Origin of the sequence: Rhizobium sp. 57MFTsu3.2 (assembly GCF_012932765.1) — a bacterium.
GTDB classification, from domain to species: Bacteria; Pseudomonadota; Alphaproteobacteria; order Rhizobiales; family Rhizobiaceae; genus Rhizobium; species Rhizobium altiplani.
This window is the reverse complement of the sequence record NZ_JDWI01000015.1, coordinates 56,106-82,870: the sequence shown is the minus strand read 5'-3', so window position 1 is coordinate 82,870 and position 26,765 is coordinate 56,106. Positions and strand designations below refer to the sequence as shown.

The window sequence follows — 26,765 nt, the reverse complement described above, 5'->3', positions numbered from 1 at the left end:
GCAGCTCTCACGCCGGTGAACCGCGACTCCATGGTCCTTGATCTCTGCGTGCCGCGCCTCCGATGGCTGCCTCGTGGCAGCCGGCAGAGCGCAGAGCAGGACGCAAAGGCGCGGGAACTCGTCCCGCGCGATGGCGACGGGCGCTAAGCGTTCTGGTCTGACCCCTTGGGCAGGTTCGCCCATCCGAGTGCGTGGTAGAGGATAATCGCTCCGATCGTCGCGGTACCAATTCCGTCAAGCGTAAATCCCCCGACCGCGAGCTTGAAGTTGCCCGCACCCAGCACAAGCGCGACGCCAACCGTGATGAGGTTGCGCGGCTCGGCGAAGTCGACCTTGTTCTCGACCCATATGCGGCCTGCAGTCGCCGCGATGAGACCGAAAACGACGATCGAAAGCCCGCCGATAACAGGTCCGGGGATCGTCTGGATAAGGGCGCCGAATTTCGGCGAGAACCCGAGCAGGATGGCGACCGCGGCCGCAACGAGGAAGACGAGCGTGGAGAAGATGCGCGTTACCGCCATCACCCCCATGTTTTCGGCATAGGTCGTCATGCCGGTACCGCCGAAGGCACCCGAAACCATGGTCGCGATACCGTCGCCGATGAAGGCGCGGCCGAGATAGGGGTCGAGATTGCGCCCCGTCATTGCCCCGATTGCTTTGATGTGCCCAAGATTTTCGGCAATGAGGATAACGACGACTGGGGCGATCAGCGTGATCGCGGAGCCGGAAAAGACCGGCGCCGTGAAGTGAGGCCAACCGAACCAAGGGGCCGCCGCGACGCCGGAAAAATTGATCGGCGCGCCGTGGCCCAAACCGTTCGCGACAAAGAAATAGGCGAGATAGGCGAGCGCGCCGCCGAGAAGAATCGGCAGGCGGCGGGCAATGCCCGGCGCGTAGACCGCGACCAGGCCGACGGCGGCGAACGTCAGAATTGCGACCCAGCGCGAGAGCTGGTCGCCCTCAGGGTTGGCAGGGCCAATGCCCGAGGCGCTGGATATGGCGATCGGCGCGAGAACAAGCCCGATTGCGGCGACGATTGCGCCGGTGAGGACTGGTGGCATTAGCCGTTCAATCCAGCGATGACCGGCGAGCGCGACCGCGACGCCGATCAGCGCATAAATCGCCCCCGCGGCGATGATGCCACCGAGCGCCAGCGCGATGTTCGGGTTGGGTGCCCCGGCGACCGCCCCCGTTGCAGCAAGAACGGGACCGATGAAGGCGAAGGACGAGCCGAGATAGCTCGGCACGCGCCCGCCTACGGCGACAAAGAAAATCAACGTCGAAAGGCCGGAAAACAGAATCGAGACGTTGGGGTCGAAACCCATGATTATCGGAGCAAGCACCGTTGAGCCAAACATTGCCACGACATGCTGGAGGCCCAGCACCATCGTCTGCCCTGTGGGCAGCCGCTCGTCGGGCAGAATGCGCCCCTCCGTCTTCAGCCGCCAACGCGGAAAATAGCCATTTGTGTCGCGCATCGCTCGCCCCGTTCCGTTCGATTTCGCCAAGCGACCTTGAAGAATTTTGAGATGGGTCGGAGGCGCTAAATAGAGTTATCGGTCATCCGAATACTCAACCGTCGCTAGGCTTAGACTTCTTGTACCGGCTTACCCGATGCTTCGATACTGATATCGGCCGCCGCTGTCATGGGGTCGGAACACTTTCCCACAACATCGACCCGCTGAATGATTCAGGCGAGGAATAAGCTGTCGGACAATACCTGTCGGCCGAATGACCGCTTGCGGTGCATCCCGGCCGAAGCTGTCTTTTGGGCGAGCGTCGACCACCTGGCGGCAGAGCACTCATTCCGATGCCAGCACCGGATTGCCCGGTCGAAACTGTGTTTCGTAGAAGATCCGGACTGACAGGACTACCCCAACAATAAGAATGGCGACTCCTGCGGTTTCTACAGCGCTCGGCCATCGCACATGGACTGCCAGCCCGCCGATGACACCAAACGCGGTTTCCGAAACGATCAATTGCGCGGCCAGTGCGACAGGCAAGTTTCTTGAGGCAATGTTCCAGGCCCACACGCCGCATACCGTTGCCAGTAGTGCGAACGATACGCCCCAAACATAGAGCGAGCCGGCGGAATGCCAGCCGAAGCCGAGCTTGGGAAGCTGGAAGAGACCCATTGCAGCTCCGGCCGGGTAGAAGGCAAGCATCAAGACGCCTCCACCGACGAGAATAAGAGCGGACCACACACCAGATGGCATGTCAGGCCGGGCGGCCAGTGCGGCCTGGTTGGAAATCGCGAACCAGACCCACAACGCGACCGCTGCAAGCGCCAATGGAACGCCGATCCAGAATGAACGGACAGAATCTAATCCTTCGGCCGTGAATACCGTACCATTGACCAACATTAGACCGACCAGGACCAACATGAGGGGCATCAGCAGAAACCGCCATGGCAATGATGCCTGCCGTTGATTGCCGATGACCATCAGAGCGATTGGAACCAGACCAAGAAAGGCGGGAGCAATTACTGGCCCCGCAAAAATGGCAGCTCCCGTTACCGTCAGGAAGTAACCGACATAGCCAATGAAGGAGAGCCAGATCGTGGAAAGCACGTTTCGGAGCGTGAGATATTGTACCGCCCCCTTATTCGAAAACAGAACGCACAAGCCGACCAATGCGGAGGCTACATGGCGGACAAGGGCAAAATCAAAGGTCGAATAGCCACCAATTATGAAGGGCACAACGAAGTTGAGCGAAAAGGCAAAAGCCGCGAAGAGTGCGGCAAGTACGCCTATGTAGAAGCCTTTTTCCATCGTCCTGCCCTCTGGTCTTCCAAACACCGGTACATCCTTGGCTGCTGCCCTGTCGACGATCTTCCAAAATCGGCGTTGAGCAACCGAGCGTTTGCGCGCGCGTTGGACTTGCCCAACATCGCGTCGGATTAGAGCGGCCGAATGTATACGGCGTGTGTTTGTTGAGCGTCGATTTGTACCGGAATGTACCTTAGGTCGCGGGTGCCGAGGTGCCGACGCATTCCAGGACGAAGGGCAAATTGACTTATCTGGCACGATCCGGACGTGATTGATCTTCTGCAGCCAGCCGGATTCGCCAAACGAACCTCAAAGTTTTCCCGAGGGTCGATCGGGGCATGGGCTCTCAGCCCTGCCTTACCTTCTGCTCCAGGCCAAGAACGGCCGATAGTGTCGCTGGACTATAAGCAGAGTTCGATCGGGCTGGATGACATAGATCTCCTCGACCTCACGCCCCGTCTGATCCGTGAACGTATGGGGGAACGAAGAGCCGATCGGCGCCTTCGTCAGCTTCGTTCGAGGCTGGCCGCCATAGGTTATGCTGCCGGGAATAGGCGCATATCCTTCCCCCGAATAGGAAACCGACGTGACCGCGCAACCCGCAACAAGAACTGCCATCATCGCCGCCGCTACTATTTGGATCATCCTCAGGCCCCCAGGTTATAGTCAGATTCTCGCACATGTAGTCACCGCCGATCAATGGTGTACCTTATTTCTCGATGTGTTTGTCGCAGAAAGCGATCGGACGCTTGAGGCTGCCTAAGGCCTGAGCGATCCAGATTGTTTGCTCTGCTGCTGCATAGGCGCAATGCGCCCCTCGCACCCAGAACCGCGGAAATGTTCGCCCTGGCGTGACCGCCATCTCAATGCGAACGGCGCGCCGCGAGCAGCTTGTCACCGGACAGCTGCCGGCCCAATGCCATCGGAATGAACAAAACGATTTCCATGACTTATCGGAGGAATTCAAGGTGTGGACATTGTATCGCAATGTATCCAAAGATCCGTTGGATACAGAGACATGCAAGCCCGCAGGCCGTAAACATACGGCGGATACATCAGGGGCGTCGCTAGCAGTGCAATAATGGAGATCGCGCGATGGAGCACATCGACCACATCCTGATCGTCGATGACGATCGCGAAATCAGGGAGCTCGTGTCGAGCTACCTGAAGAAAAACGGCCTGCGTGTCACCGCCGTCGCCGACGGCCGGCAAATGCGCGCATTCCTCGACGCGAACTCGGTCGATCTCATCATCCTCGATGTCATGATGCCCGGCGACGATGGCCTCGTTCTGAGCCGCGAGTTGCGGGCCGGACGACACAAGGCCGTTCCGATCGTCATGCTGACAGCGCGCACCGACGAGATGGATCGCATCATCGGTCTCGAGATGGGCGCAGACGACTACCTGGCCAAACCATTTTCGGCACGCGAATTGTTGGCGCGCATCAAGGCCGTGCTCCGGCGTACCCGCATGCTGCCGCCCAATCTGCAGGTGTCGGAAGCCGGCCAACTGCTGAGCTTCGGCAAGTGGAAGCTCGATACGACAGCACGCCATCTTGTCGATTCCGACGGAACGGTCATCGCACTCAGCGGCGCCGAATATCGCCTTCTGCGCGTCTTTATCGACCACCCCCAACGGGTGCTGAACCGCGATCAGCTTCTCAACCTGACACAGGGCCGCGACGCCGAGCTTTTCGACCGCTCGATCGACCTTCTGGTCAGCCGTGTCCGCCAGCGGCTTGGCGACGATGCCCGCGAACCGACCTACATCAAGACCGTCCGCAGCGAAGGCTATGTCTTCTCCATGCCGATCGAGATCACCGAGGCCCGCTGATGGCGACGCACGCCCTTCTGAATGGATTTCGTCTGTGGCCGCGCACCCTCGGAGCGCGGCTATTTCTTATTCTGCTTGCGGGCCTGGCGGTCGCCCATGCCATGTCGTTCACCGTGCTGTTTTTCGAGCGCTACACGGCCGCCAGATCGGTGATGTTCAACACCCTCGAAAACGATGTTTCGACCTCGATCGCCATCCTCGATCGCCTCCCGCCAGACGAGCGCGCCGACTGGCTCGATCGCCTTGACCGGGGAAGCTACAGCTTTGTTCTGGGGCCGGGCCTGCCAGGAAAACCGGCGCTCGATGCACGCGGCACCGAATTTGCCGCCAAGGTACGGGCGGCGATCGGGCCGAAATTTCCGATCACGGTCGAAACCATCCCCGGTCCGAATTTCCGCCTTCAGGCGCATCTCGCCCTCAGCGATGGAACGCCCCTGACGATAGACGTCAATCCCGCGGGCATTATGCCCCTCGCCGACTGGCTGCCCTATGTACTCGCCGCGCAACTGGCTTTGTTGGTCCTCTGCAGCTGGTTTGCCGTGCGTCAGGCCATTCGTCCTCTCGTCAATCTCGCAAAAGCGGCTGACACACTTGATCCGAACGTGAAGGCCCTTCGCCTGAGTGAGACGGGACCAAGCGAAGTCGCCTATGCCGCAACCGCCTTCAACGCAATGCGCGAGCGCATCGCTCAATATCTAGAGGAGCGCGTCCAGATACTTGCAGCCATATCGCATGATCTGCAGACGCCGATCACGCGCATGAAGCTCCGGGCAGAAATGGCCGAGGATTTCGGCGATCGGGACAAGTTGATGCAGGATCTCGGCGAGATCGAACGTCTCGTCAAGGAAGGCGTCGCCTATGCTCGTAGCGCCCACGGCAATGTCGAAAAACCTTCGCGCATCGACCTGTCCTCGTTCATCGAGAGCCTTGTCTACGACTACCAGGACACCGGCAAGGCCGTTGCTATCAAGGAGATGAGCGGCGGCGCGATCATGACGCGGCCGCATGCCTTGAGGCGCGTTTTGACCAACCTCATCGACAATGCACTGAAGTTCGGCGGCAGCGCCGAGATCGAGGTGAAACGCCGCTCCGATGAGGGCATCGTGATCAGCGTGCTCGATCACGGCCCCGGCATTCCGGATGATCAGTTGGAAGCCGTCCTCAAGCCTTTCTTCCGGCTGGAACAGTCGCGCAATCGCGACACCGGCGGAACCGGACTTGGCCTTGCTATTGCCGTGCAGCTGGCCGCGGCAATCGGTGGGTCGCTGACGCTGCGCAACCGCGACGGCGGTGGCCTCGTGGCGGAAATCGCCATCAACAAAACCGCGGCTTAACCCGCCGCCGGGCACACTCTCCAATAAAAAGAGCGGCAGCCGTGACGGCTGCCGCTCCTCAACATCACACACCCGATCTGACGGGGAGGACCGTTTTTCTTATCTCGTCAGACGAGGTTTATGGTGACGTTGATATTGCCGCGTGTTGCCTTGGAATACGGGCAGGTCTGGTGTGCCGCGTCGACAATGGCCCGCGCAGTTTCCTGATCAATGCCCGGCAGGCTGACGTTGAGGCGTGCCTGAAGAGAGTAGCCGCCGGTGCTGCTGCAAAGGTCCACCTCGGTATCAACCGCAAGGTTGGCCGGAAGCGCGACCTTCAGGCTGCCGGCGGCAAAGCCCATTGCGCCAATGAAGCAGGCCGACCAGCCGGCGGCAAAAAGCTGCTCGGGGTTCGTCCCCTGCCCCGTGCTGCCCGGCGAGGACAGCTTGACGTCAAGGCGACCGTCGGAGCTGTGCGATGCTCCATCGCGGCCGCCGGTCGTGTGTGTCTTACCAGTGTAGATGACTTTCTGGTTCTCACTCATACTGTTCTTCCTTTCGACGAAATGGACGCCGCCGAGGCCCGATTGCCTCGCTTGCGGTCGAACACAGATGGCGCTCCGCACGTGTCTGGAATGTTTCGCCGTCACGCTGAAATGTAACCAACTCCCCCACAGACGTGGGGCCGATACACTGCGATACGAACCACAGGCGAAAGGCCGATATCTCAACCAATTGCCGGACGCAGATTGCGACTGATGAGATCGCTTCACACGCGTACCCATGAAAAAACCCGGCGTGAACGCCGAAAACGCTCTCCGCCAGGTTCAGAATTCCAAAGGCCAAACCGGAAAAGCCGCGGCTATCCACCGGTAGAGCGATCAGAACCGGTCGACGTCGACCACGGCCTGTGCAAAGGCTTGAGGCGCTTCTTGCGGCAGATTGTGACCAATGCCGCCGGTGATCAGCCGATGCTCATACTTGCCCGAGAACTTCTTGGCATAGGCCTCCGGCTGCGGATGAGGCGCACCATTGGCGTCACCTTCTAACGTAATTGTCGGCACGCCGATAAACGGGAACTTGGCAAGCTGTGCTTCGAACTTGTCATACTTCCGCTCGCCCTTGGCCGCACTGATACGCCAGCGGTAGTTGTGAATGGTGATGTCGACGTGATCGGGATTTTCAAAGGCGGCGGCGCTGCGGTTGAAGGTCGCGTCGTCGAAATTCCACTTGGGGGACGCGAGTTGCCAGATGAGCTTGGCAAACTCGCTCCGGTATTGCTCATAGCCTTTGCGACCGCGTTCGGTCGCGAAGTAGAACTGATACCACCAGGCTAGCTCCGCCTTCGGCGGTAGCGGCGCCTTGTTGGCTTCCTGGCTGCCAATGAGGTAACCGCTGACGGAAACCAGGGCCTTGCAGCGCTGCGGCCAAAGCGCCGCGATGATGTCGGCCGTCCGAGCGCCCCAGTCGCAACCGGCGATCAGCGCCTTCTCGATCTTCAGGACATCCATGAACGCCACGATATCGGCAGCAATCGCAGCCTGCTGACCGTTGCGCATCGTCTTGTCGGAGAGGAAACGCGTAGTGCCGTAGCCACGCAGATAAGGCACGATGACGCGATAGCCGGCGGCGGCCAGCAGTGGCGCGACGTCGACATAGGTGTGGATGTCATAGGGCCAGCCATGCAGGAGAATGACCGGAGGCGCGTCGCTCGCTCCAAGTTCGGCGTAGCCGACGTTAAGCATGCCTGCATCGATCTGCTTGATTGTGCCGAACGACGTGTTGGTGCCTGGCGCGATGGCAGGAATGCGGGCAGCAGCCGGCGTCGCCGCCTGGGCAAGGCTCGTCCCGATGCCCCCTAATTGTGCGGCTGCGACGGTCAGTGCCGCCACGCCCATGAACCGCCGCCGTTGTTGATTGACTTCCTCTGCCATCGCTACTCTCCAGACTTTGTTAAAGACACCGATATTAAGCATGATCGATGTGTATCGTTTGTGTGTCCGCTGGCTGGAATTGAAACCCAATGTAGATACGTTTGTTGAGAGATACATTGGTATACATTGCACTGCTTTTGTCCGCTCCCAGCACAACCTACAACAACTCACGCGCGCGAAAATCAGCAAGGCCGGGCCAACGCGTGACCCGACCTCGAGGGCTGAAGCACCCAGCGGTTGAATATCCTAGATTCCCTGTGCGGACGACCCGATGTGGCGACAATCAAGCGGCGCGGCATTCGGCCGCACTGCGAGCCATCAAGGCTAAGAATCCGGCAGCGGTACTGGTTGAACAGCAAGGATCTCAGCTTCGGGGCGCCGGACCATTGTCGGCAAAGGCGGGGATCTCTCGAAGCCTGGCGACAACCGCTGCAATTCGGGGCCACTGGTCGAGCGGAAGCCCAGTCCGCTCCGCATTGATCGCCTGTGGGAAGAGGCAGATGTCGGCCATCGACGGCGCATCGCCGGCTACATACTGACCTGTCTGCCGCCGCGCGAGCAATTCTTCCACTGCCGTCAGGCCGACACGGATCCAGTGGCGGCTCCATTCCGCGATGTCCTCGGCCTTGACGCCGATCGTTCCCAGGTGCGCGGCCACCCGGGGCGGAAGAAGCGGATGGATATCCGCGGCGATCGCCAGGGCGACGGTCCGCGCAAAGGCGCGATCTTCAAGCTTGCCGGGCAGGAGTGGAGGTTCGGGGTAACGCTCGTCGAGATATTCGATGATGGCGAGAGACTGCGTCAGCAATACGCCTTCATCCGTCAGCAAAGCCGGAACGAGCCCCTGCGGATTGAGTTGCAGATACTCCGGCTTCCGGTTGAGTGCATCCGGCCCAAGAATTCCGATCGCCTCGCGCTCGACGTCCAGACCCTTCAGCGCAAGTGCGATCCTGACACGGGACGCAGCCGACGAGATCTTGTCCTGGAAGAGTTTCATTGTTGATTTCCTCAATAGTTCGCGTGTTGGAGCAATAGGTTATCAGACGTCACGAAGGAAGCCTTTGCAATCTGCGCGGGCTCCTGCGAGCCGGCATCCGCCGCCGGCGACAACAGCGAGAACAGTGCCGCGATCGGGGGCGGCTCGCCCGGAGCGCTATCCCAGGCGCATGGCACAGCTGCCAACGCAAGCACGGCATAAGTGATGACCAGAATGCGCATTTTTTCTTTCTCCTCGATTGCTCGGTCTGTTCGGGCCAGCGGCCGAAAAACTCAGATTGCTCGTCAGCGGGTTGAATTCAGCGTGACGGCAGCGCGTATCGTGAATGTGTTCGAATGTGCTGAGAACTGTACCTCTGTGTAAGACTCGGGATCGGGCGGAACCCGAGCCGATCTGTATTGACCATTCCTGGCCACGCGCCGCGTCGCGCGGCTAGCGTCAGCGTGACTGGTCCGCGACGAGCACTGGTCGCTCGCGATACTGCTCCGGGAAAAGCCGCTTCAGAGCTTCGATCTTCGGCTGCTCGTAGATGTAGACATAGGGCTGGCTGGGATTGTTGTAGACGTAGTCCTGATGATAGGCCTCGGCGCGATAGAACGTTTTCCCAACTTCGATCGACGTCGCAATCGGGCGACCGAACGCGCCTTCCTTGCCGAGTCGCGCGATGTAGTCGGAGGCGACCTTGGCCTGCTCGTCGTTCAGCGGAAAGATCGCCGACCTATATTGCTTGCCGACGTCAGGCCCTTGCTGATCCACCTGTGTCGGATCGTGAACCACAGAGAAGAAGATCTGCAGCAACTGGCCGTAGGTGACTTGCTTCGGATTGTAGACGATCTCCACGGCTTCAGCATGACCGGTCTGCCCTGTCTCGGTCATCTCGTAGGTCGCGGTCGAGGCACTTCCGCCGGCGTACCCCGCCGTGGCACTCACGACGCCGGCAACGTGCTGAAACGCACCTTGGACGCCCCAGAAGCAACCGCCGGCAAGCACCAGCGATTGCTTTCCGGGCGTCGCTGCCACGTCATGCAGAGCCGGAGGAACGTGCTTGGCTTCCTCGGGCTTCGAACCGCCATTCAAACTCAGCGCCACGCCGCCGCCACCGATCACCGCCAGCGCCACAAGGCCGAGGCGTGCAATGGCGCGGAATGAGGCCGAAGGGTCTTTCCGTCGATTTTTCATTGTTCTGCCCTTTCATCCGAAGGTAAAGACGAATGCCTCGACACCAGGATCGAGGAAGCGGATCTCGAACGTCCGTTCCCGAACCTCTCCCGATTGTCGCACCAGTTGATAGAGCCGGGTTTCCGAAACGGTACCGTTTCCCTCAGCGTCGATATCCGAACCGTGGTCCGCGCCGGGGGCCACGCCATCCACCTTCACCTGAAAGCGGATCTTCTTGCCGTCAGCGCCTGGCCCAAGCACGAGGTGCAAATCCCGTGCGCTGAACCGATAGGTGATGCCGCCGCCGGCCTGATCCAGCGAGGCCTGCTCACCGCCCACGGTCCACTTGCCTGTCAGACCCCATTCGTTGAGATCGGGCTTTCCCACCGTATAGTCGCGCGCAGCGTCTGCTCCGACGCCTTCCGGTGAGATGAAGTTGGCGGCGCGGAGGTAGCCGATATAGGATTCGCCGGATTGCAGCTGCGCGAAGTCGGGCGCCGCCTCGGCGCCCTTGGCATCGAGCGTGACGGTAGCTGCGTCGACCTTCTTGCTTCCAGCGGCTTCCGCCAGCAAGTCCTGGATCACCCGTTCGGACTGTTCGTAGTCTCCCTCGCCGAACTGGGTGTGCCGGATCTGGCCCTTGGCATCGATGAAGTAGTGGGCGGGCCAGTAGTTGTTGGCGAATGACCGCCAGATCTTGAAGTCGTTGTCGATCGCAACGGGATAGCCAATCTGGAACTTGTCGATCGCCTGACGGACGTTATCAACACGCTTCTCGAAGGCAAATTCGGGCGAATGGACTCCGATCACGACGAGGCCCTGATCCCGGTACTTCTCTGCCCAGGCCCGAACGTAGGGGATCGTCCGGATGCAGTTGATGCAGGAGTAGGTCCAGAAATCGACCAGAACGACCTTGCCGCGCAATTCTTCAGCCGTAAGCGGCTTCGAATTCAACCATTCCACGGCACCGTCAAGCGACACGAAGCGGCCGAGCACAGGCAGATCGCTTTGGTATCCCTTGCGCGCATCGTTCGCGGCGAGCTGCATCGCACTGCCCGACGGCTTTCCGGCCGTATCGCTTGCGTTATGCAGCCTGTCGAGCAACGACTGCTCGATGCGGGTACTACTCGCATAGGAAAGGCGCGACAACAGGCCGGTATCGAGCCCGAGCGCAATTGCCGTGACACCGGCCAGCACGGCGACGCCAAGCGCCTGCCTCAGACGTTCCCCAATGCCGAGCGATCGCTTCATCGCGGCAAAGACCTTCTCCCCGGCAAGGACAGCCATTGCTAGCGAGGTAGCAGCACCCGCAGCGTAGGCCGTCAGCAGGAGCGTCGTCTGAACGTTTGCCCCTTGCAGTGCGGCGCCAGTCAGGACGAGCCCGAGGATCGGACCGGCGCAGGGCGCCCAGAGAAGGCCGGTTGCGACGCCGAGAAGGAAGGACGTGCCCACGCTCCCCTTCTTGCCGCTCGCCTGCTGTGACAGGCGGCTGCCCAGGGCCACCGCGGGCCTCGTTACCACCGCGGCGATACGCGGCGAAAGCAGCGTCACGCCAAAGCCGGCGATCAGGGCGACGGCAGCGTATCGACCAATTTCGTTGGCATGCACAGCCCAGCTTCCGCCGACCGCAGCAAGCGTTGCCACGCCGGCAAAGGTCACGATCATACCGAGTAACATCGGCAGGATGCTTCGTGTAAACGGCTGACCTGCCCGCGACAGGACGAATGGCAGGACCGGGAGAATGCAAGGGCTGACGATGGTCAGCGCCCCTGCGAGATAAGCAATCAGGAATAGGATCATGTCGTCATCCCCTGCAGTTGACCGATGCTCACACACTGGTCGTTGATGGTGCCTGCATAGGACCGGTCCGAAGTATCCCGGATGTGTCGCATTCCCCCCGAATTGTATCAGAATGCAAGCGACCTCAGCAGCCGCCGATCAACGGCGAAAGCCGCCAACTTGGCCCGCGCCAATTGCCAAATGGCGGTAGTCACTTCCCGCTGCCAATCTCCTTGCGCCACTTGGATTGGTATACTTACCAGAAGCCAGTTGCTCCCGGCCCATGCGTATTTACTTCCCACCGACTTCGGGTGAATACTCGCCGCCGAACAATCACTATTCCGCGAGGCGGCAGAATGGATCGCATCGACGCAATGAAGGTGTTTGTGACGGCAATTGACGAGGGCAGTCTCGCCGGAGCCGCCCGTAATCTCAAACGATCGCCAACGGCAGTCAGCCGCGCTCTGAGCTTCCTGGAGGCGCATGTCGGTGTCGAACTGCTCCACCGGACGACCCGGACGCTGAAGCTGAGCGAGGCAGGTCAACGGTATGCGGCGGCCTGTCGGCGTGTGCTGGTGGATCTCGAGGAAGCCGACATGCTTGCCGGCGGCGAGCGCGCGGCACCGCGCGGAACGCTGACAATTTCGGCGCCGCCGATCCTGGGAGAAGAGGTGTTGCGCCCCATAGTGGACGACTTCCTCGAACTTCACCCGACGGTCTCTGTCCGGTTTCTTATGCTGGATCGGTTGGTGAACCTGGTTGATGAGGGCGTCGACCTTACCGTGCGCATTGGTCACCTGCCGGACTCCTCGCATGTCTCCACCCGTCTCGGTGGCGACGTGCGACGCGTCGTCGTCGCCTCCCCTCGCTATCTGGCCAACCATCCTCGTATCGTCGAACCCGCCGACCTGGCGAAACATCAGATTGTCGCGTTCAGCAACTTCGGCCTGGATTCCTGGAGCTTCACGCCGGCGAAGGGCTCGTCCATTCCGCGCACGGTTCACTTCACACCGCGCTGCATCGTCAACAGCGTTCGTGCAGCAGCGGCATCCGCTGCTGCAGGCGGCGGCTTGACGAGGCTCTACTCCTACCATGTGGCATCTTATGTGCGCGATGAACGCCTGAAGATCGTGCTCGCCGACGCCGAACACCCGCCACTTCCGGTGCACCTGCTCGCGCCGCAGGGCCGGATGTCTGTGCCGAAGGTTCGCGCCTTTGTCGATTTCGCGACACCTCGCCTCCGTTCCGAATTCGCGAATATGGCAGCGGCAGCAGGCACTCTCGCCTGATTATGCCGACATTCGGTTGATTGTTGTCCGAACAGCGACAATTCTCTCAAATGTCGAATGGATCTAAATAAATTGCACCAACGCCGAGGGCGGAGGGCGGCCTCACCTGAAACGGCCGCGGCAATTGAAAGGATCACATCATGAACACGCAACAGAAGGTCGCCATCATCACCGGCGCATCGCAAGGCATCGGCGCAGAATTGGTGCGGGCCTACCGCGACCGGAACTATCGCGTCGTCGCCACCTCCCGGTCGATCAAGCCCAGCGTCGATGCGGACATTATTGACGTCGCAGGCGATATCGGCAAACCGGAGACCGCGGAGCGGATCGTGCGCGAAACGCTCGAGCGCTTCGGCCGCATCGACACACTGGTGAACAATGCAGGCGTTTTCCTGGCCAAGCCGTTCGTCGAAATGACCCAGGAAGACTACGACCATAACCTCGGTGTCAATGTGGCTGGTTTCTTCCACATCACCCAGCGCGCCGCCACGGAGATGCTGAAGCAAGGTTCGGGGCACATCGTCAACATTACCACCAGCCTCGTCGACCAGCCAATCGCTGGCGTGCCCTCTGTGCTTGCTTCCCTGACCAAGGGCGGTCTGAACGCGGCCACCCGGTCGCTGGCGATGGAGTTCTCGAAGAGCGGCATTCGTGTAAACGCGGTTTCTCCAGGGATTATCAAGACGCCGATGCATGCGGTTGAAAAGCACTCGGCACTGGCCGGGCTTAATCCGGTCGGCCGCATGGGCGACATTCGCGATGTCGTCGACGCCGTTCTCTATCTGGAGACCGCGGGCTTCATCACCGGCGAGATTCTCCATGTCGACGGCGGCTCGAACGCGGGCCGCTGGTAGCCAGCACTATGGAGCGGCTGCGCTGCAACAGCGCGACTGCCGTCAATGACGCAACCAACCCTCTTTCATTGGAGACGGAAATGCCTATCGTCACTGTACAGGTTACCCGCGAAGGAACCACGCCTGATCGCAATTCGGTCACGGCCGAAGAGAAGGCCGCAATCATCGAGGGCGTCAGCCAGGTTCTGCTCGACGTCCTCAACAAGCCGCTTGAATCGACCTATGTGGTGATCGAAGAAGTCGATCTCGACAATTGGGGCTGGGGCGGTCTGCCGACCGTCCAATACCGCAAACAGCGCGCCGCGGCAGCCAAATCCTGACACTCTCCGAAACCTCGACCGAACCCGTCGCTCGCACTCTGAGCGTCGGGTTCGGCTTGTTTTAGCGACGATACTTCCGATGGCGCCACCCCTTGTCGGGATCAATCTATGATGTGATAGCCGCCATCGATGTAGATGGTATCGCCCGTCATCAATCGCGCCGCGTCATGCGCCAAGAAGGCAGTCGCCATGCCGACATCGTCAATCGATACGAGGCTGCGCGCCGGGGCCGTTTCCTGGGCCTTGTTCAGGAGTTCGTCGAACTCGGGAATGCCCGAGGCTGCCCGCGTTGCCAGCGGGCCCGGCGAGATCGCATGCACGCGGATGCCTTTGGGTCCGAGTTCCGCGGCAATGTACCGAACGGCGCTTTCCAGCGCCGCCTTGGCGACCCCCATGACGTTGTAGTTCTTCACGACCATCTGGCTGCCGTAGTAGGTCATCGTGAACAGGCTGCCGCCGCGTTTCATCAGCGGTTCGGCAAGATGCGCCATGCGAATGAACGACCAGCAGGAAATGTCCATCGTCTTCAAAAACCCCTCCTGCGGCACATCCACGACGCGTCCCTGCAGCGTATCCTTCGGCGAAAAGGCGATCGAATGCACGAGAAAATCGAGTTCGCCCCATTGCTCCGCGACGCGGTCGAACACCGCCTCCAATTGTCCCGGGACCGCGACGTCGAGCGGCATGAAGATCGGCGCTTTCAGCGCCTCGGCCAGTGGCTCGACATGAGGCCTGGCCTTGTCGTTGAGATAGGTCACTGCAAGCTCCGCGCCCAAGGCGCGAAATGACCTTGCGCAACCCCAGGCAATCGACTGGTCATTGGCAATGCCGACCACCAGTCCGCGCTTTCCTTCGAGAAGCTTGGCCTTTACCTCGGGAATCATGTCAGCCCTCTCTTCAGCTCAATAGGTGTGGCAGGCGCCTATGCAGCGATAAGCGCGAACGTATGCCGTGCGATCATCAGTTCCTCGTCGGTCGGCACCACATAAAGAGCGACTTTGCTGTCGTCGCTCGAGACGAGCAACTCACTGGCCTCGTTTCGTGCTGGGTCGAGCGAGGCTCCAAGCCAGCCAAGTTTTTTGGCAATCCGGGCGCGCATCACCGCTGAATTTTCACCGACACCCGCCGTAAACACGAAGGCGTCCAGCCCGCCGAGGGCCGCAACCAGCGCGCCGGCATTGAGGCCGATGCGATGCACGAAATGGTCGAGCGCGAGCCTCGCGCCGGCGTCGTCGCTGGCAAGCAGGTCGCGCACGTCGTTGCTGATGCCGGAAAGCCCCTTGAAGCCCGACTCCTTGTAGAGGAGATCCTGCAACTGCGGTGCCGTCATTCCATGCTGCTGGAGCAGGTAGAGAAGTACACCAGGATCGATCTGCCCGCATCGCGTGCCCATCGGCAACCCGTCGAGCGCCGTGAATCCGAGCGTGCTCTCGACGCTTAGCCCCTTATACAGCGCGCACATGGATGCGCCGCTCCCGAGATGCGCGACGATGACCCGTCCGTTGCCAACGTCAGGCGCGATCTCGGCCAGGCGTCCGGCCACATATTCGTAGGACAGCCCGTGAAAACCATAGCGCCGGATACCCTCGTCGAAATAGTGCGCCGGAATGGCATAGTGGTCCGTCATTGGGTCATGGCCGCGATGAAAGGCGGTGTCGAAGCAGGCGACCTGTGCAAGCTGCGGCTGGCGTTCCAGCAACACACGGATCGGCGCGAGGTTGTTGGGCTGGTGCAAGGGCGCCAGCGGCGTGTATTGCTCCAATTCGCGGAGCAACTCCTCATTGATGCGCGCTGGACGTGAATGGTTCGGACCGCCATGAACAACCCGGTGGCCGACAGCAACCAACCGGCCCTGCTGCCTCTGACGCAACCACTCCCCCACCAGCCGCATCGCCGCCGGCAGATCGGGAACCGTTTCGGGTGGATGATTTTCGTTCTCCAGCCGCTCGCCGCCGGCGCTCTTGACGGTCAGGTGCGGCGCGGTGCCGATCCCCTCCATCTGCCCCTTGATCAGCCGCTCCAACGAGTCCGCGACCGAAAATACCTCGAACTTCAGGCTGGACGAACCGGCATTCACGACGAGGATGGTGTCCATGGCCTCAACCACCCTGTATCGGTGCCGTGCGGCGGCGCGCATCGGCAAGCAAGACGCCGACGGCGCAAGAGGCAAGACGGGCCCGCACCGAATCTGCCCGCGATGTCAGGATGATCGGCACGCGCGCACCGAGCACGATGCCAGCTGCATCTGCCCTTGCCAGGAAGGTGAGGTTCTTCGCCAACATGTTGCCGGCTTCCAGATTGGGAACGACGAGGATTTCGGCGTGGCCGGCAACCGGAGAGTGGATACCCTTTATCCTCGCCGCTTCCGGGTCGATTGCATTGTCGAAGGCAAGCGGTCCGTCGAGAATACCGCCGGTAATCTGTCCGCGCTCGGCCATCTTGCAGAGCGCGGCGGCGTCGATTGTCGAAGGGATCTTCGACGTGACCGTCTCGACGGCCGAAAGGATCGCCACCCGCGGCGTGCCAAGGCCGATCTGCGTGAAAAGGTCGATGGCGTTCTGGATAATGTCCCGCTTGGCGTCGAGATCCGGCGCGATGTTGATGGCTGCGTCGGTGATGAAGAGCGTTTCCGCATGATGCGGGACGTCCATGACGAAGACATGGCTGATCCGCCGCGCTGTCCTCAGTCCTGTGGCTGATGAGGTCACGGCCCGCATGAGCTCGTCCGTGTGCAGGCTGCCCTTCATCAGCAGTTCAGCACCGCCTTCGCGGATGATTTCCACTGCCTTTGCCGCGGCCGCGTCGCTGTGCGGCGTGTCGATCAGTTCGAACGGCGAGATATCGAGGCCGTGCGATTTTGCGACCGCACGCACCTTTTCCACCGGCCCGACAAGGATCGGATGCATCAGCCCGACCTCGGCTGCTTCGACAGCGCCGCGCAGCGACGTCTCATCGCAAGGATGGACGACGACCGTTCGCATCCGCGGAACCTGCTTTGCTTTAGCGATCAGCCGCTCGTATTTCTCATGACTCTCGGCTTCTTCCCTGGCGTTGTTCAGATCCGGCATCTGCGTCTGCTCCATGTTGAAAAGACCGGGTTCAAGCCCCGCGTCTGACAGCCTTGACCGGGGTGGGCTTCATCGGCGGCGTTACGGGCTCGGCGACGGTCTCGCTGCCAACGTCGAAGAGCCCGATGATCCTCTGCCACCGCTTCTCGGCTTCTTCCGAAAGCGGACCCCGCGCATTCAGAACCTGCCGAAGCGAATCCAATGCTTGGCGGCGAACGCCCTCCTCCGCCGGCAGCAGGCGGGGGATCGCGTTCACGGCGTCTTCCTCATCGATCAGCAGCATGAAGAACTGATCGCGGATTAACGCCTTGAATTCGCTGAGCGTCATTGCCGGCATTCCGTCCTCGGCGCGCCGCATCCGGCGGATGGCGGCAAAGCCACGCTCATCGGCTGCGCCACTCGCCATCGCGACGTAAAGCAGGCTGCGCGCCATGCCCTCCCGAAGCCCGCCGTTGCCGATTTGCGCCTTGAGTTCCTCGATCCTCGCCTTGAGCATCTGGACATGCATGCCGGTCTTGGCCGCGCGCCGATGTGGCGTTGCATCGGACGGATCGATACCGACAGCCGCCTGCAGCAGCGGAGACCCATAAACAGTGAGAAAGGTCGCCTCACTCAGCGCCTCCATCCCCTCGCGCCAGGCGTCCAGCCCCGCTACCATCTGGCGCGAGACGGCCTGCTCCATGGCCAGAAACGGATTGTCCGCAGGAACCGGACGACGTTCGTCCGCCACCTCGACAGCGAGATCCGCAATCGGCGCCATCCAGGGATTAACGTCGGAGAAGAGCTCATATTGCAGCCGCAGCGGGTGCGTTGCCCGCAATTGTTCCGCCGCCCAGTCGGGCACCATGGCGCGGACGAAAGGCTGGAGGAACGTCTTGTAGAGCGACAGGTTGATGTCCGAGACCTTTGCGACGGTCGCAAAGCGGCGATCGTCCTCGGCGTCATTGCAACCGAGCTCACGGATATCGTCGAGCGTTCTTGCCTCGCATCGCATGATCCAATCGCCCTCGACCAGGTCTCCGCCGATGGTCTCGTCTGTCCTTGCTTCGAAGGTCGCTTCGTAGAGACCGGGCGGCAGCGCATCGATCAGGTCGATATTGCTGGAGAACTCGCCGTGCTCCTTGCGGGCAACGCTCGCAGACACGAAGATCCCGAGATGGCCGATCGTTTCATGTACCGTGTAGACGATCGTCTGCCCGTGCGAACGTATCTCGTTCACATCGTCGTAGAGGTCCAGCACCCAGCCGAGCGCCTGCGCGGGCGGCGTGATGTTGTCCCCTTTCGAGCAGAAGACGACGATCGGCGCGCGAATATTGCGTAGGTCGATCGCCTCGCCATTCGATGTCTTTATGCGGCCCGCCGCTAGATTATTGCCGACGAAGAGCTCGTCCACGATGAATTGGATCTCTTCGGCATTCAGGCTGACGTGCCCGCCCCACCACTCTTCGAAGCCGAGATAGCGCGGCGCCTCGGTGTCGATCTTGGAGTAGAGGTTGTACTGCTTGGTCCAGAGCGTGTTGGCCGGGTTCTGGTTCTCGAAATTCTGCACCAGCCATACGCCGTCGAACTGCCCGTGTCCGAGGTCGCTGGTAAGCGCCGTCAGCCAGCTGCCGCCGAGCAACCCACCCGAGTAGCGCATCGGGTATTTGCCGCGTTCGCCGGCCCAATAGGACAGCGGCGCGCCGGCAATGATGACCGAGCCGAACAGTTCCGGGCGCATGGCGGCCAGCATCATGACGGCCCATCCGGCCTGGCAATTTCCAATCACACAGGGCTTGGCGTCCGCCTGAGGATGCAGGGAAATCACCTTTACAAGAAAAGCAGCCTCGGCCTGCGCGATGTCTTCGATCGTCTGCCCCGGCACTGGCTGTGGGAGGAAGCCGATGAAATAGCAAGGATGCCCAGCCTTGAGCGCGACACCGATCTCGCTGTCCGCCTTGAAGCCGCCGATGCCGGGCCCGTGTCCGGCTCTCGGATCGACGACAACGAACGGCCGGCGCGTGTCGTCAACCTCGATCCCCTTGGGCGGGACGATCCGAACCAGCGCGTAGTTGACGGGTCTCGGGAGGGAACGTCCATCAATGACGATCTCCGGCGTGAAGCTCAGTACATGCGGCGCCGTCGCTTCGGCGTGAGCCCGATATTGGTTGCCGCGCTTTCGCATGACATCCCAGAACAGCACGCTGCGCTGCGTGGCATCCATGGCATAGTCGAAAAAGAAGCCCGCAGGACCGAAGTGAGTGGCGAAATCAGCTGTCGGAAGATACGAAGGGTACCGCATGCCAAATCTCCTCGTTCACCCTCTCGGCGAGAGGTCAAAGACTTATGCTCGGAGTGTATTCGCGATCTGCGTCTGCACTGTGAATAGTTAACCGCACCGTCATTCATGCGCTTTGTTCGCACATGCAGCATAAGTCCATTCGGTCCACGGCACCAACGTATTTTACGGTAGCATACGGAATTCGACGCAGGTCGGGCGAGACCGCGATGGAGCGACGTGCAAAACGACCGCAGCGCGTCACGAAGATTATTTGCTGCCCCAACATCAGGTCACAAGCATTTTATAGGCTGGCAGCATGGCTACAGCGTTACCCAGCCTGAGGAACCGTCGCGCTCAATTACCTCGAGGGACCGGCGTCCGGTCAACGGTCGTGGTTAACCTCAGCGCCTGGGTTGGCTCGGTTGCAGATCCTGAAAGCCGATCTCAGGACATCCTCGAATGTTGGCAAAGGTGATATCGCGGCGTTCACCCCACTCGGTCAGCCCTCTCAGCGTCACGACGTTCTCGTCGCGATAGACCAGGTCAGTCCGACGGATACCTGCTCGCCGTGCCCTGTTTTGCGCTTGGCTGACGTTGCAGGTGCCTTCCGATGGCGACACTTGCCAGGTGCTCGTCCCTCTGCCGTCGGATTGCCAGCCGCCTGACTGAGCTGAGGCCACCGACGGCGCTAAAGCGACGAGGATCATCAAGGTCTTGTGGAAGGCGGCTTTCATGATCCCTGCCCCGGTTGCACTGCGCTTGAGCACTCAGGGCCAAGATAGACGGACCTGCGCATAGCGCAATCACCAGTGGGCGGACCCGCGCTCCATTTGCTCGCAAATGAAGGTGAAGTCGTGCGCCAGCGTTAATAACCGCCTAACGCTGGCGCCGATCGTCTGAGTTATCGAACCCGCAACTACCGCGCAAGCTCGCCCTCGGGACGACCGCGTCCAAGCTTGTCAGGGAGCGGCTGCCCTTTCGGCGTGAACTCGAGCGACCCTGAATTTATGCAGAAGCGCTCGCCTGTCGGAGGCGGGCCGTCGAGAAAGACGTGCCCCTGATGCGCGCCGCAGCGTGCGCAAACGATCTCTGTTCTGACCATGCCGTAGCGGGTATCGCGAATGCGCCGCAGGTGATCCTTGGCGGCAGGCGCAGTGAAGCTCGGCCAGCCTGTCCCGCTTTCGAATTTGGAAACGGCCTTGAACAGGGGAAGACCGCAGAGGCGGCAAGTATAGAGCCCCTCGCGTCGCTCGTGGAGGAAGACGCCACAAAACGGCGCCTCCTCGCCATGCTCCAAGAGCAGATGACGGTCGTCCTCACTGAGATCCGCCACAAGCTGCTGCATCTGTTCTTGTGTGGGAGGGGTGAGATCGAACTGCAATTCGACGACATCACGCATTCCTGTTTCTCCTTGGGTGCTCCGGCGGATTGCCGGAACGTCACATGAGTTTACCTCAGCAGGGCCGGCGCCGATGTAGCGCTGCGCCGGGCGCGTTCTTCATCCGTTCAGATGAGATTGAGCGCCACGTCGATATTGCCGCGCGTTGCCTTGGAGTACGGGCAGATCTCGTGCGCTGCGTGGATCAGTTCCTCTGCGACATCTCGGTCGATGCCCTGCAGGCTGACGTTGAGCCGCGCGCGCAGAAAAAAGGATCCGCCGTCGGCGTTCAGATCGATTTCCGTGTCGATCTCGGGCTCGACGGGCAGCTTGATCTTTCTCTGGGCTGCAGCGAGCTCGATGGCGCCAATGAAACAAGCAGACCATGCGGCGCCAAAAAGGCGTTCGGCAGCCGGGTGCGGCTGCGACAGGCGAAGATCCAGCTCGCCATCGCTGCTGCGTGTGAAACCGTCGCGACCACCCTTGTTATGGGTCTTGCCGGTAAAGAGGAGCTTCTCAGTCATCGTAAAATCCTTTCGGGTCAGCTTTTCATTCGCATCCGCTTTAATCGAATACGATCTAAATATGTTGCTCGAAAGGTGTCGTCAATACCATTGCGATTTAATCGGATGCGATTTATATAGAGAGAAGCGAAAAGCAACCGAGTAGGATCTCCCATGTCCGCATCCAAAACCGCCAAAACCCTGGAGACAGAGGCGCCCGTTTCCGGCGAGGCCGACAGCAAGAACAACAAGCTTTCGAACTTCCTATGCTTCGCGGTCTATTCCGCAAACCTGGCCTTCGGCCGTGCGTACAAGCCGATCCTGGACCAGCTGAACCTGACCTACACTCAATACATCGCGCTGGTTGCCCTCTCCGATAAAGACGACCAGACGGTCGGAACACTGGGCGAAAAGCTATTCCTGGAATCGAACACGCTGACCCCCATGCTCAAAAAACTTGAATCTCTGGGCTATATCCGCCGCAAACGCGATCCCGCTGATGAGCGGCAGGTACGATTGAGCCTGACGGCGGCTGGACGCGACCTTGTCGCTGCGGATCCCGGCGCGCCACTGGTCGATGCGACCGGCCTCGGAGAGGACTTCCCAGTCGTGCAGAAATCCGTGGTACGCCTGCGCAACAACCTCCTGAAGGCAACGCAGGACGGATCGGCAAAGGATTGATCTCTACTGCGCCCGTGAGCGTCGATGTATTCGGCGCTCCGCCGCCTCAGGTGCAGATGCCACCAAGGAGAACTTCCATCCCGGCGATTGGCATGGCGCTTGGCAACTGCGCGCGTGAAATCGCCTGCATAGGGTGGAGAAAGACGGGTTGCCCCTTATCTGAGGAAGGAGATCCGAAACGGAGACCGAAAGGACCCGCGCAATGGCAAAGAACACGATCTGCCTGTGGTACGACAAAGATGGTGAGGCTGCCGCCCGGTTTTACGCCGAAACTTTTCCCGATAGCGCAGTGGACGCCGTCATTCGCGCACCTGGAGACTATCCAGACGGCAAGCAGGGAGATGTATTGGTTGTCGAATTCACGGTTGCGGGCATTCCGTGCATCGCCTTGAATGGCGGTCCAGTATTCAAGCAGACCGAAGCCTTCTCATTTCAGATCGCAACGGAGGATCAGGCGGAGACCGACCGCTATTGGAACGCCATTGTCGGCAATGGCGGTCAAGAGAGCGAGTGTGGCTGGTGCAAGGACAAGTGGGGTGTGTCCTGGCAGATCATACCGCGCATCCTGACCGACGCGCTTGCGGCAGGCGGTGATCAGGCAAAGCGTGCTTTTGATGCGATGATGACCATGAAGAAGATTGACGTTGCGGTGATCGAAGCCGCCCGGCGTGGTTGAGGTGCCAGCGCGGCGCGCCACATCCTCTCTCCGCCCGAACGTCCATCTAGCGCGCAGCCACGGTAAGGGGCTGCAGTGGCAGTACGCCGGCAATTCTCCTGAATGGGACGCGCGTCGGGCAGCGTTTACCCTAGCGAGCTGACACCATCGGAAGCTCATTTGCCTCCATCATCTCGGCCGCCTTGGCGTATCCGCCACCCATGCCGTCCAGAAAGTGCAGATGCGAATCTGGTTTGCCCGAAGGCACGAAGCAGGTCATGAGCGCGTGAGATTGGCGATGCAGTCCGAAGTTGACCTCACCCCGCGCCTTTGCTGCAACCAGGATGGCTTCGACCGCTTCAATCTGTTCGCGTGTGCAATCCAACGTTAGACGCAGGCCATCGTCAAATTTGCGGAAGTCTGAGTTGGAGGCGACCGCCAACCAGGTTTCGAGGTTGACCGACCTCGCCCTGTCCTTGGTGATGGCGGTATCCCGCGACAGGGGATGGGCTTGCCGCGTGCCGGCGTCGAGAACGGAAAGCACGCACTTCGCCAATGCCGCGAAGGCTTCGGGGCTCCGGCCCTCGGATGGCTCGACCAGTAGCGACAGGATCTCGCCCCTCTGGCTCGGAAACGGCTCCCAATCGCAGCTCAGGCCGGTCAGATCGGGCTCGGTTGTGTAGCTGCCTGGCTTCACCAGATATCGGCCGTTCTTGATTTGCCGCTCTGCCCACTTGAGACCGCCGCCGGCAAACATCGCGTAAGTCGCGTCTTCAGAGGCGGCGTAGCGCGCGACGCGCACGTCGCGTCCGTTGGCACGTATCTCGCCCACGGACAGGTGGCCGGCCCGGAGAGCAAGGTTGAGATTGGTCTTGGCAAAGGCGACAACCTGCCGCAACGCTGATGTCGCGGTCATGATCCCCTGCGGTGGCAGCGCGAATGCCGCACCGTCTCCGCGAAACACAAAGGGGAAATCAAAGTCGCCCCAGGCATTCCCAACCGCGGCAATCACCGATGCGCCGGCATAGTTGACGTCTTCATAGCGCCCGGACTTGATCGCGGACGTCGAACCGACGACGTCTGTTATGCCGACCAGCCAATCGTCGGGCAGCGCCTCATAGATAGACGGGTCAAGCACTCGCGAAAACTCACTATAGGCCTGGGGCGCGTTTGGGTGTTGGCCGCCCATCGCGCGTTCATCGGTTTGCACGGCATCGACGGCTGGCTCCATGAACCTTTTCCCTTGCCTCATAGCAAAGTCCCTTTCTGTTGATTTACTTCGTACACGAATAACTCGGATGCGCTTTAAGTACACAAACAGGATCGCGAGGTCAATACATTTGCGATTTAATCGGATGCGATGTATGCGTCGCGGAAAATTGCGAAGATCACTCGGCGCCAGTAGGACCGAGACAGTCGCCGCGGCTTTCTTCGAAAATTCGGACCTGGGACATCCTGACCCGCAGCGGAAAGAGCATCATCCGAATTGGGGTCGGCTACGAACGGCGGATCACCATTCGAGCCCGGCATTCCCCGAAAGGTTCATAGCGGACATCCGCGAAACAGGTGACAGCTCCCAAAGTTCATGTGGATTACCGTATGTGATAAATTCCCTATTTCCATACTTCAGGTAGCATGTGCTTGGATGATTACATTTCCTAGTCATCAAGAGGTCACTGCAAAACTCACATCGTCTGTTTTGCGGTGACCTCGCCAAAATCCCAACCAAAATCTCAGCGGACCGACGCTTAGAGACGCCCTCTCAGAGTTTGGCCGCAATGTCGCCCGCAACATAGAGCAAGCAGCGTCGACGGCGTAGGCGACGGGCGTATGACGCAACGAAGCCTTGCAACGCATCGCTCGCGTTCCCATCTTATGGCGGTCACCCGAAAAATTCGAACCTGACATGGTCGACGCATCGTGCGTCCCATCTCACTGCGTTTCCTCCGGTCTGCGTGATGGAAACAAAGGTCGCCATGTCGAGCATGCCGCCAGTGCGGCAAAGGACTTCAATTGAACAAACCCATTACCGCCGCCGCCCCAGCGGCGAGTCCGCGCGAGCGCGATGACGCCGCTCGCCGCCCGGACAAGAACTGGAAACCTTACCCCTGCCTTCTCACCCGTCGTGAGCTGCAGGAGCTGATCGCCGAGCAGCTTGGCTGAGAGGCACTCAATCGCAACAACAAGGAGAAAAAGATGCAGGTCATTGTCAGAGACAACAACGTCGAACAGGCCATGCGCGCATTGAAAAAGAAGATGCAGCGCGAGGGTGTTTTCCGCGAAATGAAGGAACGCCGGGCTTACGAGAAGCCATCGGAGCGACGCGTGCGCGAACGAGCACAGGCGATCGCCAGACAACGCAAGGCCAACCGCAAGAAGTTGCAGCGCGAAGGTCTCCTGGCCTCGCCCAAGCACCGCTCATCGGGCCGATAACTTTATAAGATGACCGCCGGGAGTCCTCGGCGGCATTCCACCCCAAGAAAGGGTCGATTATGGAAGAACTGCATAGCTTGACTGTTTCGGACGAACGACTCGAAGACTGCCGGGAGGTGATCGAGCCAGATCTTCAGGATCTGATCCGAACGACGATAGCATCCGGCTTTACCGCTGAAGAGGTTCTGATCGCAATCAGCGAACTTGTGGCGGAGGACTTCGCCGTATCGGCAAGACTGCCAAGTGTCCACTGACTCGCGTCGAGTTGGCTGCCGAAACAGCCTCGCATCAATATGTTGTCGAGGCATCGTCTTGAGGGCGGGATAGGTGTTGAACGGCTCCCGCGAACACCTACATCCCGCTTATCGTTTGTTGGCAGAGAGGAGGTTCATCATGAACACGATCAGCCATGCAACCGAACCAAGGTGGGCCGCACCGGTGGCTATCCGGATTGGAACGCGCCCCTCTGAACATATTCATGGTCCGGCTGAAGCTGTTGACTATCTGGAGCACAGGTGGCCACTCCAAAGCAGCATGCACGTTGAGGCGGCGAAGCGTCGGTGCGTGGAAGCCATGAACCACCTTGCACACCTGGAAGCCGCCAGAGATGCCTTTGTCGCAGCCGCGGTCGAGGCCAAGGTTTTGGCGTGACTTGCTCCGAGGCGAAGGCCGCTGATGATCACGGTCGTCTTCGCCGCCCAGTTGCGCAAAGTCCAACAGCTGCGCCCGACATCCGAACGCCCTGTGTCAAACCACGTTGGCCCGGGCGGGGAAGGCGCTGACGATTAGTGTGTCGTGACGGACTTTGGAGAACGCGTGCGACGGGGCTTGTCTCCGGGCGCAGCCGTTATCGCGATCGCGGCCGCCTTTGTCTTCTTCGCCGTAGGCTTGTCGGCAGCGGGTTTCGGCGCGGCGCGCGGCTTGGCGGATTTGGCCTTGGCCGTCGGCTTGCTTGCATTGTCTGCCTGCTGGCCGAATTCCTTGAACGCCTGTAGCCAGTGTTTCATATCCTGGCCGTGCGGGCGCCCCTCCTGCTCCCAGATTTCATAAGCACGACGACGGATTTTCTCTTCACGCTCGTTCATGATGGGACCCTGCTTTTGGTTGAAACCCAATCTTAATTGGAGCAAGCGGTCCAATAGGCAATGGAGATACCAGCGGTCGATTGATCGAACGAAGCAGGCTTGGCGGCGAACTAAAAGCAACAATTGTCTTTTCCGAAATCCCTCTATCTACCCTCGCGCGAATTAAATCGAACAGGAAGGAAAGCGAGATGAAACGCACGTCGATTTTGCTGCTTCTGGCAGGGGCCACGATTGCCGGATGCACGCCCACCGAGCAAGGCGCGGGAATTGGTGCAGCCTCCGGCGCGGTCATCGGTGGCGTGGCGACCGGCAACGTGCGCGGTGCCGCCGTGGGCGCAGCGATCGGCGGTGCCACTGGCGCGGTCATTGGCAACGTCGCTGGGCGGCCTGGTCAGTGCTACTTCCGTGACCGTTACGGTCGGCGATACATCGCCAGCTGCCCGCGTTGAGCGGGCGC

The 26,765-nt window shown here is 60.4% G+C and carries 30 protein-coding genes; 12 read left to right on the top strand and 18 right to left on the bottom strand.

The window, feature by feature from the left end; genetic code table 11:
- Positions 1-143: 143 nt before the first annotated feature.
- The 3 genes from AF71_RS17155 to AF71_RS17145 form a co-directional block, all read right to left on the bottom strand.
- Positions 144-1,478 (bottom strand): solute carrier family 23 protein, encoded by a 1,335-nt coding sequence (locus AF71_RS17155; protein ID WP_018857312.1) that lies wholly within the window; start codon positions 1,476-1,478, stop codon positions 144-146.
- 324 nt (positions 1,479-1,802) lie between these two features.
- Positions 1,803-2,771, bottom strand: a complete 969-nt coding sequence (locus AF71_RS17150; protein ID WP_169682290.1) for a DMT family transporter — start codon at positions 2,769-2,771, stop codon at positions 1,803-1,805.
- 354 nt (positions 2,772-3,125) lie between these two features.
- Positions 3,126-3,413, bottom strand: a complete 288-nt coding sequence (locus AF71_RS17145; protein ID WP_018117211.1) for a hypothetical protein — start codon at positions 3,411-3,413, stop codon at positions 3,126-3,128.
- A gap of 450 nt (positions 3,414-3,863) precedes the next feature.
- On the opposite strand from AF71_RS17145, the gene AF71_RS17140 reads away from it, so the two are divergent.
- Together AF71_RS17140 and AF71_RS17135 are read left to right on the top strand one after the other, a co-directional pair.
- Positions 3,864-4,601 carry a response regulator gene (locus AF71_RS17140; protein ID WP_018117210.1) on the top strand — a complete coding sequence of 246 codons (738 nt, stop codon included), beginning with the start codon at positions 3,864-3,866 and terminating at the stop codon, positions 4,599-4,601.
- The gene (locus AF71_RS17135; protein WP_169682251.1) at positions 4,601-5,935 is read left to right on the top strand and encodes a HAMP domain-containing sensor histidine kinase; all 1,335 of its coding nucleotides are present in this window, start codon (positions 4,601-4,603) and stop codon (positions 5,933-5,935) included. The genes AF71_RS17140 and AF71_RS17135 overlap by 1 nt, the downstream gene beginning before the upstream one ends.
- 107 nt (positions 5,936-6,042) lie before the next feature.
- Here the strand turns inward: AF71_RS17135 and AF71_RS17130 are convergent, their stop codons facing one another.
- From AF71_RS17130 to AF71_RS17105, 6 genes are all read right to left on the bottom strand, one after another.
- Entirely contained in the window at positions 6,043-6,459 is a 417-nt protein-coding gene (locus AF71_RS17130) for an Ohr family peroxiredoxin (protein WP_018117208.1), read from the bottom strand.
- Positions 6,460-6,795: 336 nt separating this feature from the next.
- Positions 6,796-7,848 (bottom strand): alpha/beta hydrolase, encoded by a 1,053-nt coding sequence (locus AF71_RS17125; RefSeq protein WP_018857309.1) that lies wholly within the window; start codon positions 7,846-7,848, stop codon positions 6,796-6,798.
- Positions 7,849-8,212: 364 nt separating this feature from the next.
- Positions 8,213-8,845, bottom strand: a complete 633-nt coding sequence (gene maiA, locus AF71_RS17120) for a maleylacetoacetate isomerase (protein ID WP_018857308.1) — start codon at positions 8,843-8,845, stop codon at positions 8,213-8,215.
- A gap of 11 nt (positions 8,846-8,856) precedes the next feature.
- Positions 8,857-9,066, bottom strand: coding sequence for a hypothetical protein (locus tag AF71_RS17115; protein WP_018857307.1), 210 nt, complete (start codon positions 9,064-9,066; stop codon positions 8,857-8,859).
- Between the two features lie 217 nt (positions 9,067-9,283).
- Complete coding sequence (gene msrA / locus AF71_RS17110; protein WP_210258299.1) at positions 9,284-10,024, bottom strand: peptide-methionine (S)-S-oxide reductase MsrA; 741 nt, start codon at positions 10,022-10,024, stop codon at positions 9,284-9,286.
- Between the two features lie 12 nt (positions 10,025-10,036).
- Positions 10,037-11,803: a cytochrome c biogenesis protein DipZ gene (locus tag AF71_RS17105; protein WP_169682249.1), complete on the bottom strand. Its 1,767-nt coding sequence runs from the start codon at positions 11,801-11,803 to the stop codon at positions 10,037-10,039.
- A 335-nt stretch (positions 11,804-12,138) separates the two neighbouring features.
- Between AF71_RS17105 and AF71_RS17100 the strand changes: the two genes are divergently transcribed.
- The 3 genes from AF71_RS17100 to AF71_RS17090 all read left to right on the top strand — a co-directional run bounded on the left by AF71_RS17100 (position 12,139) and on the right by AF71_RS17090 (position 14,245).
- Complete coding sequence (locus AF71_RS17100; RefSeq protein ID WP_018117202.1) at positions 12,139-13,071, top strand: LysR family transcriptional regulator; 933 nt, start codon at positions 12,139-12,141, stop codon at positions 13,069-13,071.
- A 140-nt stretch (positions 13,072-13,211) separates the two neighbouring features.
- A complete protein-coding gene (locus AF71_RS17095) occupies positions 13,212-13,925 on the top strand; it encodes an SDR family oxidoreductase (RefSeq protein WP_169682248.1) in 714 nt (237 codons plus the stop codon).
- Between the two features lie 80 nt (positions 13,926-14,005).
- Positions 14,006-14,245 (top strand): 4-oxalocrotonate tautomerase family protein, encoded by a 240-nt coding sequence (locus AF71_RS17090; protein ID WP_018117200.1) that lies wholly within the window; start codon positions 14,006-14,008, stop codon positions 14,243-14,245.
- A gap of 101 nt (positions 14,246-14,346) precedes the next feature.
- Here the strand turns inward: AF71_RS17090 and fabI are convergent, their stop codons facing one another.
- From fabI to AF71_RS17055, 7 genes are all read right to left on the bottom strand, one after another.
- Positions 14,347-15,129, bottom strand: a complete 783-nt coding sequence (fabI, locus tag AF71_RS17085) for an enoyl-ACP reductase FabI (RefSeq protein ID WP_018857303.1) — start codon at positions 15,127-15,129, stop codon at positions 14,347-14,349.
- A 38-nt stretch (positions 15,130-15,167) separates the two neighbouring features.
- Complete coding sequence (locus tag AF71_RS17080; RefSeq protein WP_018857302.1) at positions 15,168-16,340, bottom strand: acetate/propionate family kinase; 1,173 nt, start codon at positions 16,338-16,340, stop codon at positions 15,168-15,170.
- A 4-nt stretch (positions 16,341-16,344) separates the two neighbouring features.
- On the bottom strand, positions 16,345-17,313 hold the full coding sequence (locus AF71_RS17075; protein WP_245267953.1) for a phosphate acetyltransferase: 969 nt from the start codon (positions 17,311-17,313) through the stop codon (positions 16,345-16,347).
- A 31-nt stretch (positions 17,314-17,344) separates the two neighbouring features.
- Positions 17,345-19,594, bottom strand: a complete 2,250-nt coding sequence (locus AF71_RS17070) for a DUF3141 domain-containing protein (RefSeq protein ID WP_018857300.1) — start codon at positions 19,592-19,594, stop codon at positions 17,345-17,347.
- Positions 19,595-19,974: 380 nt separating this feature from the next.
- Positions 19,975-20,307: a hypothetical protein gene (locus AF71_RS17065; protein ID WP_018117196.1), complete on the bottom strand. Its 333-nt coding sequence runs from the start codon at positions 20,305-20,307 to the stop codon at positions 19,975-19,977.
- 182 nt (positions 20,308-20,489) lie between these two features.
- On the bottom strand, positions 20,490-20,972 hold the full coding sequence (gene msrB, locus AF71_RS17060; protein WP_018857299.1) for a peptide-methionine (R)-S-oxide reductase MsrB: 483 nt from the start codon (positions 20,970-20,972) through the stop codon (positions 20,490-20,492).
- Between the two features lie 107 nt (positions 20,973-21,079).
- A complete protein-coding gene (locus tag AF71_RS17055) occupies positions 21,080-21,475 on the bottom strand; it encodes an organic hydroperoxide resistance protein (RefSeq protein ID WP_018857298.1) in 396 nt (131 codons plus the stop codon).
- A 153-nt stretch (positions 21,476-21,628) separates the two neighbouring features.
- Between AF71_RS17055 and AF71_RS17050 the strand changes: the two genes are divergently transcribed.
- Together AF71_RS17050 and AF71_RS17045 are read left to right on the top strand one after the other, a co-directional pair.
- Positions 21,629-22,135, top strand: a complete 507-nt coding sequence (locus tag AF71_RS17050; RefSeq protein ID WP_018857297.1) for a MarR family transcriptional regulator — start codon at positions 21,629-21,631, stop codon at positions 22,133-22,135.
- Between the two features lie 202 nt (positions 22,136-22,337).
- A complete protein-coding gene (locus AF71_RS17045; RefSeq protein ID WP_018857296.1) occupies positions 22,338-22,811 on the top strand; it encodes a VOC family protein in 474 nt (157 codons plus the stop codon).
- Positions 22,812-22,941: 130 nt separating this feature from the next.
- On the opposite strand, the gene AF71_RS17040 is transcribed toward AF71_RS17045, so the two are convergent.
- Positions 22,942-23,979: a DUF3095 family protein gene (locus AF71_RS17040; protein WP_113471296.1), complete on the bottom strand. Its 1,038-nt coding sequence runs from the start codon at positions 23,977-23,979 to the stop codon at positions 22,942-22,944.
- Between the two features lie 824 nt (positions 23,980-24,803).
- Here AF71_RS17040 and AF71_RS17035 point away from each other — a divergent pair.
- The 4 genes from AF71_RS17035 to AF71_RS17020 all read left to right on the top strand — a co-directional run bounded on the left by AF71_RS17035 (position 24,804) and on the right by AF71_RS17020 (position 25,874).
- Positions 24,804-24,953: a hypothetical protein gene (locus AF71_RS17035; RefSeq protein WP_167354905.1), complete on the top strand. Its 150-nt coding sequence runs from the start codon at positions 24,804-24,806 to the stop codon at positions 24,951-24,953.
- Positions 24,954-24,986: 33 nt separating this feature from the next.
- Complete coding sequence (gene rpsU, locus AF71_RS17030) at positions 24,987-25,223, top strand: 30S ribosomal protein S21 (protein WP_169682246.1); 237 nt, start codon at positions 24,987-24,989, stop codon at positions 25,221-25,223.
- 59 nt (positions 25,224-25,282) lie between these two features.
- Entirely contained in the window at positions 25,283-25,477 is a 195-nt protein-coding gene (locus AF71_RS17025; RefSeq protein ID WP_018117188.1) for a hypothetical protein, read from the top strand.
- Between the two features lie 139 nt (positions 25,478-25,616).
- The gene (locus AF71_RS17020) at positions 25,617-25,874 is read left to right on the top strand and encodes a DUF982 domain-containing protein (RefSeq protein ID WP_018117187.1); all 258 of its coding nucleotides are present in this window, start codon (positions 25,617-25,619) and stop codon (positions 25,872-25,874) included.
- 134 nt (positions 25,875-26,008) lie between these two features.
- Here the strand turns inward: AF71_RS17020 and AF71_RS17015 are convergent, their stop codons facing one another.
- Positions 26,009-26,308, bottom strand: coding sequence for a DUF2934 domain-containing protein (locus AF71_RS17015; RefSeq protein ID WP_018857291.1), 300 nt, complete (start codon positions 26,306-26,308; stop codon positions 26,009-26,011).
- A gap of 188 nt (positions 26,309-26,496) precedes the next feature.
- Here AF71_RS17015 and AF71_RS17010 point away from each other — a divergent pair, with 188 nt between their 5' ends.
- The gene (locus AF71_RS17010; protein ID WP_018857290.1) at positions 26,497-26,757 is read left to right on the top strand and encodes a YMGG-like glycine zipper-containing protein; all 261 of its coding nucleotides are present in this window, start codon (positions 26,497-26,499) and stop codon (positions 26,755-26,757) included.
- Positions 26,758-26,765 lie beyond the last annotated feature (8 nt).